At 67.7% G+C, this 3,880-nt stretch carries 7 protein-coding genes; 2 read left to right on the top strand and 5 right to left on the bottom strand.

The window, feature by feature from the left end; translation table 11 throughout:
- Positions 1–315: 315 nt before the first annotated feature.
- Together BRAS3809_RS31790 and BRAS3809_RS31785 are read left to right on the top strand one after the other, a co-directional pair.
- Positions 316–729 (top strand): response regulator, encoded by a 414-nt coding sequence (locus tag BRAS3809_RS31790; RefSeq protein WP_008966116.1) that lies wholly within the window; start codon positions 316–318, stop codon positions 727–729.
- Between the two features lie 135 nt (positions 730–864).
- Positions 865–1,287 carry a group II truncated hemoglobin gene (locus tag BRAS3809_RS31785; protein WP_008966115.1) on the top strand — a complete coding sequence of 141 codons (423 nt, stop codon included), beginning with the start codon at positions 865–867 and terminating at the stop codon, positions 1,285–1,287.
- A gap of 11 nt (positions 1,288–1,298) precedes the next feature.
- Here the strand turns inward: BRAS3809_RS31785 and BRAS3809_RS31780 are convergent, their stop codons facing one another.
- The 5 genes from BRAS3809_RS31780 to BRAS3809_RS37540 all read right to left on the bottom strand — a co-directional run.
- Positions 1,299–1,496: a hypothetical protein gene (locus BRAS3809_RS31780; RefSeq protein ID WP_008966114.1), complete on the bottom strand. Its 198-nt coding sequence runs from the start codon at positions 1,494–1,496 to the stop codon at positions 1,299–1,301.
- Positions 1,497–1,544: 48 nt separating this feature from the next.
- The gene (locus BRAS3809_RS31775) at positions 1,545–1,931 is read right to left on the bottom strand and encodes an NUDIX hydrolase (protein ID WP_008966113.1); all 387 of its coding nucleotides are present in this window, start codon (positions 1,929–1,931) and stop codon (positions 1,545–1,547) included.
- Between the two features lie 189 nt (positions 1,932–2,120).
- Complete coding sequence (locus tag BRAS3809_RS31770; protein ID WP_008966112.1) at positions 2,121–2,813, bottom strand: hypothetical protein; 693 nt, start codon at positions 2,811–2,813, stop codon at positions 2,121–2,123.
- 455 nt (positions 2,814–3,268) lie between these two features.
- A complete protein-coding gene (locus BRAS3809_RS36925) occupies positions 3,269–3,439 on the bottom strand; it encodes a hypothetical protein (protein ID WP_170323361.1) in 171 nt (56 codons plus the stop codon).
- Positions 3,440–3,452: 13 nt separating this feature from the next.
- On the bottom strand, positions 3,453–3,880 hold a 428-nt coding region (locus BRAS3809_RS37540; protein WP_240535819.1), incomplete at its 5' end, for a hypothetical protein.

The raw sequence follows: 3,880 nt of genomic DNA, 5'->3' as shown, positions 1-3,880 counted from the left end.
TGTTGTCGAGGGCGAGCCGACCCGCAAAGCTCGGGCGCCGGAGGCGCTGCGATGACGATTGCTGACGTCTCGGCGCAGGGTGCGGTCACAATCTGGCGCGCCCCTATAGCCGCTGGCCGGGACGACACCGATCCGGGGCGGTCGCATCGCGACAGATCGATTGCCGGGGGAGTGTTCGCCGCCGCACCCGACAATACACGATGCCGTGCAGAATTTTCCGTAATTCTACGGGATTGAAAATTTACGTGGAACTCAGAAACCGACTCTTAAGCTCCATGCGCCCATCAAGAGCCGACACCGAGCCGCGCGGGGACCATGCTGAACGAACTTCTCGTGATCGAAGATGCCGACGTTCACCTGTCGATCCTGCGCAAGATCGCCGTCCAGGCGGGGTTTGCGACGACAGGCGTGAACTCGGTCGACGGCGCCATGAACGTGCTGCGCCGGCGCAGCTTCGAGTGCATCACCCTGGACCTCAATCTCGGCGAGCGTTCCGGGACCGAAGTGCTGCAGCTCCTGGCCGACATGAGGTCGCGCACGCCGATCCTGATCATCAGCGGCTCCGACGACCAGACCCGCGACGTCACCGTGCGGGCCGGCAAGATCCTCGGCCTCAACGTCTACCCGCCATTTTCCAAGCCGGTCGACCTCGCGCTGCTGCGCCAGACGCTGCGCCAGATCGCAGCCGACACCGACCGGCAGCGCATCGTCAAAGCCAACCTGCGCTAGCGTCAGCGCGCTCTCGTTACCAACGCCCGCGGCGCCGCCGCGCGGCGGCCATCGCCATGTCGCCTTTGATGCAGATCAAGGCGAAAGGCGCCTGTCGCCTATTGGCTGCGGCGGGGCGAACGGACGCGAGATGCAATGACGGCGGTGGAGCAAGCCAGCGAAGCGGTGGTGGTCGAGGCGACGCCCTACGACCTGATCGGTGGGGAAGCGGGGGTGCGGCGCCTGGCCGACCGCTTCTACGCGATCATGGACGAAGAGCCGGATGCGCGCCGCATCCGCGCCATGCACGATGCCGACCTCGGTCCGATCCGGCAATTGCTGTTCGAATTCCTGAGCGGCTGGCTGGGCGGGCCGCCGCTGTATTTCCAGCGCGCCGAGCACAGATGCATCATGTCGGCGCACCGGCCGTTTCCGATCGGCGACGCCGAGCGCGACGAATGGATGACGTGCATGCGCCGGGCGATGTTCGATTGCGACATCACCGGCGACATGTACGACCTGCTCGATCGCGCGTTTCTGCGCATGGCCAACGCATTCCGGACACGTCCGGCGGGCTGAGCCCTTCGTGCTCAGCCGCTCTTCTCGGCGGCGGCTTCGCGCGCCAGGCGCTCGGCGCGCAGGCGTTCGCGGTTCCGGTAGAAGGCCCGTTGGGCCTCCTCATGCTCGCGCATGGCCTGCTCGGCATCGGCCCTGCGCATGGCATCGCGCGCCCGGCGTTCTTCGGGCGTGAGGACGCGTGGCGGTCTGGCTGTGCTTTCGTAAGTCATGGACAGACAACGCCGGAAACCGTCAGGCGTTCCGCGTGCGCCGGCCGGTCAGTCCGCCTTGCGCGGAAACAGCCGGTCGCGGATGTAGCGCGAGGTCGGGGTCAGGCTGAGCCCGTAGGGCTTCTGCCAGACGGCACGGTCGATCTCCTTCTTGTCGCCGATCTCGAGCCGCCCCTTGGCGTTCTTGGCGATGAAGATCGCGTCGCTCATCTTGCGCCCGGACCGCTTGTTCTTGGCCGTGACTTCCTTCCACAGCCGCAGCCGGCCGAGCTTGAGCTTCGGCAACTCTTCCTTGATCTCACGCTTCAGGCAGTCCTTCGCGGTCTCGCGCGACCGCTTGCGGCCGCCCGGAAACATCCAGCGGCCGTCGATTCGTCGCCGGACCAGAAGAACCTTGCTGCCCTTCGCGGCAACCAGCTTGGACGCCTTGGTCATTGCTTCGGAAACTCTCACCTCGCCTTGAAGCGGAGCCTAACAGGATTCGTTCCAAGTCCCGCTCCGGACCTTTGCGGAGGTCCGGCGGCGGCTCGAGATCAGGTCCGCTTCGCTCATCAGTCGCGGCAGCCGCGTCCGGGTTCAGCGGTGCGGCCGAGCGCTGCGGTGATCGGCGCCGGACGTGCCCGATCAGTAGCAGGAGCGCGGATCGACCGCGACATACTCGCCCGAGGGATAGCGATAATAGCAATTGCCCTGCGAGAGATAGTAGCCCGGACGCGACGCGGCGGTGGCACCGGCGATCGCGCCGGTGGCTCCGCCGAGCACGGCGCCTGCAGCCGCCCCGCCCGGCTTGCCGGTCAGGATACCGCCGAGTACGCCGCCGATGATGGCACCGCCGATCGCACTGGCCGCAGGATCCGGATCGGATGGCGGCGGCGCGGGCTCGTAGGCCACCGGAGGCGGTGGCGGCTCCTCATAGGCCGTGGCCGGGGCGTAGACGATATCGTCGGCGTAATCGTCCGAGACATAGGTCGGCGGGCCTTCCATCGGCTCAGGATAATAATACCAGACGCCGCCCACGTCCCACCACCAGCCCGGCCGGCCATTGTGAACCTCGTGACGCCAGCGGCCGCCTTCCCAGCCGACCCGGCCGCGATAGGGCTGTCCGCCATAGTCGCGAACACCGATGGCGCCACGGGCGAAGCGCGCATCCGGTCCGCGGACCGAAGGCCCCGGTGCAACGGCATAGCCATGGGTACGATCATAGCCCGGTCCAGGCGGGCGTCCCTGCTGCGCGACGGGCGCCGGCGGACGGCCTTGGGGCGGCACCTGAGGCTGCATCGCCGACCGCGGCGGCGGTCCGCCGGGCTGCCCGATCATCGGTCCCTGCTGGCGCGGCCCCTGTTGCGCCTGAGGCTGCCCGCCCTGACCCTGGCCCTGACGGATGACGGCCGGCGGACGGCCCGGGAGCGGATGACCACCTTGCTGACCACCCTGGTCCGGTGCCTGTCCGGGTCCCTGGGCTTGGCTTGCGGTCGGCAATGCGACAGCAGCCAGGATCGCCGCGGCGGCCAGCCAGGATCTCTTGTGATCGAACGCAATCATGGTTGCCTACCCCTCTTTGGCCAATCATCTGCCGTCGCGCGATCCCGGCCAAGATCATCGGGACCCCGCCGCGCCGCTTCCACCTGGGCAAGGCCCCGAACGGGTCGGCACCATTGCATCCCCCGCGACAAACCAGTGGAATCGCGACAAATTTGCGGCTGGTTCCAGGCGCAGCGGGCAGGATACGCGAACAGCGCGCTGATTCGCCGCTGCGATCGCGGCCCCCGCGGTTACGGCGCAATCACGTTGCAGTTGCTGCGACCGGACATCAGGCAATCCTGCATCTTGCTCGCTGCCGTCAGGCTATGGGCCAGCCACAAGCCGAAGCCGACCATGACCGCAGCGAAGACGAGCGCCGCGACCGCGCCGCCTCGCCCGCCTCTCCCGTCCTGGTCGCTCATGCGGTCTCCCGCCTCAGGCGGCGCGCAGGTCGGACGCCGCGCCATACGGCGCGTGGTGCTGGCGCGACGCCGGTACCACCGGCACGATTCGCGTGCAGCTGGTGACCCAGAACATCTGTGCACATTCCCACTCCGCGCCCAGCAACCCGGCCGGGACCGGGGTAGGCCTGGCAAAGACCGCCGTCATGACGCCGGCACTCACCACGAGGCCAAGCAGGGCGACGCCGAGCGCCATGCGCCCGCGCCTCAGGAAGAGAGAGGTCATACCGGTCAACTCCATTGGACGTCGCACCCGGTTGGTGCGCCGATGCCCGTGGGGTGTGACGAAATTCACATCCGGCCGACCTTCGCCGACGCAACGGGGAGTGCTTACATAGCGATCGCTACAGAGCATGCAAGCGCCGGCCAGGCGCGATGTGGAGGGGTGGCGATAAAGCATTT

The sequence above is a fragment of the Bradyrhizobium sp. STM 3809 genome, from assembly GCF_000239795.1.
GTDB lineage: Bacteria > Pseudomonadota > Alphaproteobacteria > Rhizobiales > Xanthobacteraceae > Bradyrhizobium.
This window is presented reverse-complemented; position numbering and strand designations above follow the sequence as displayed.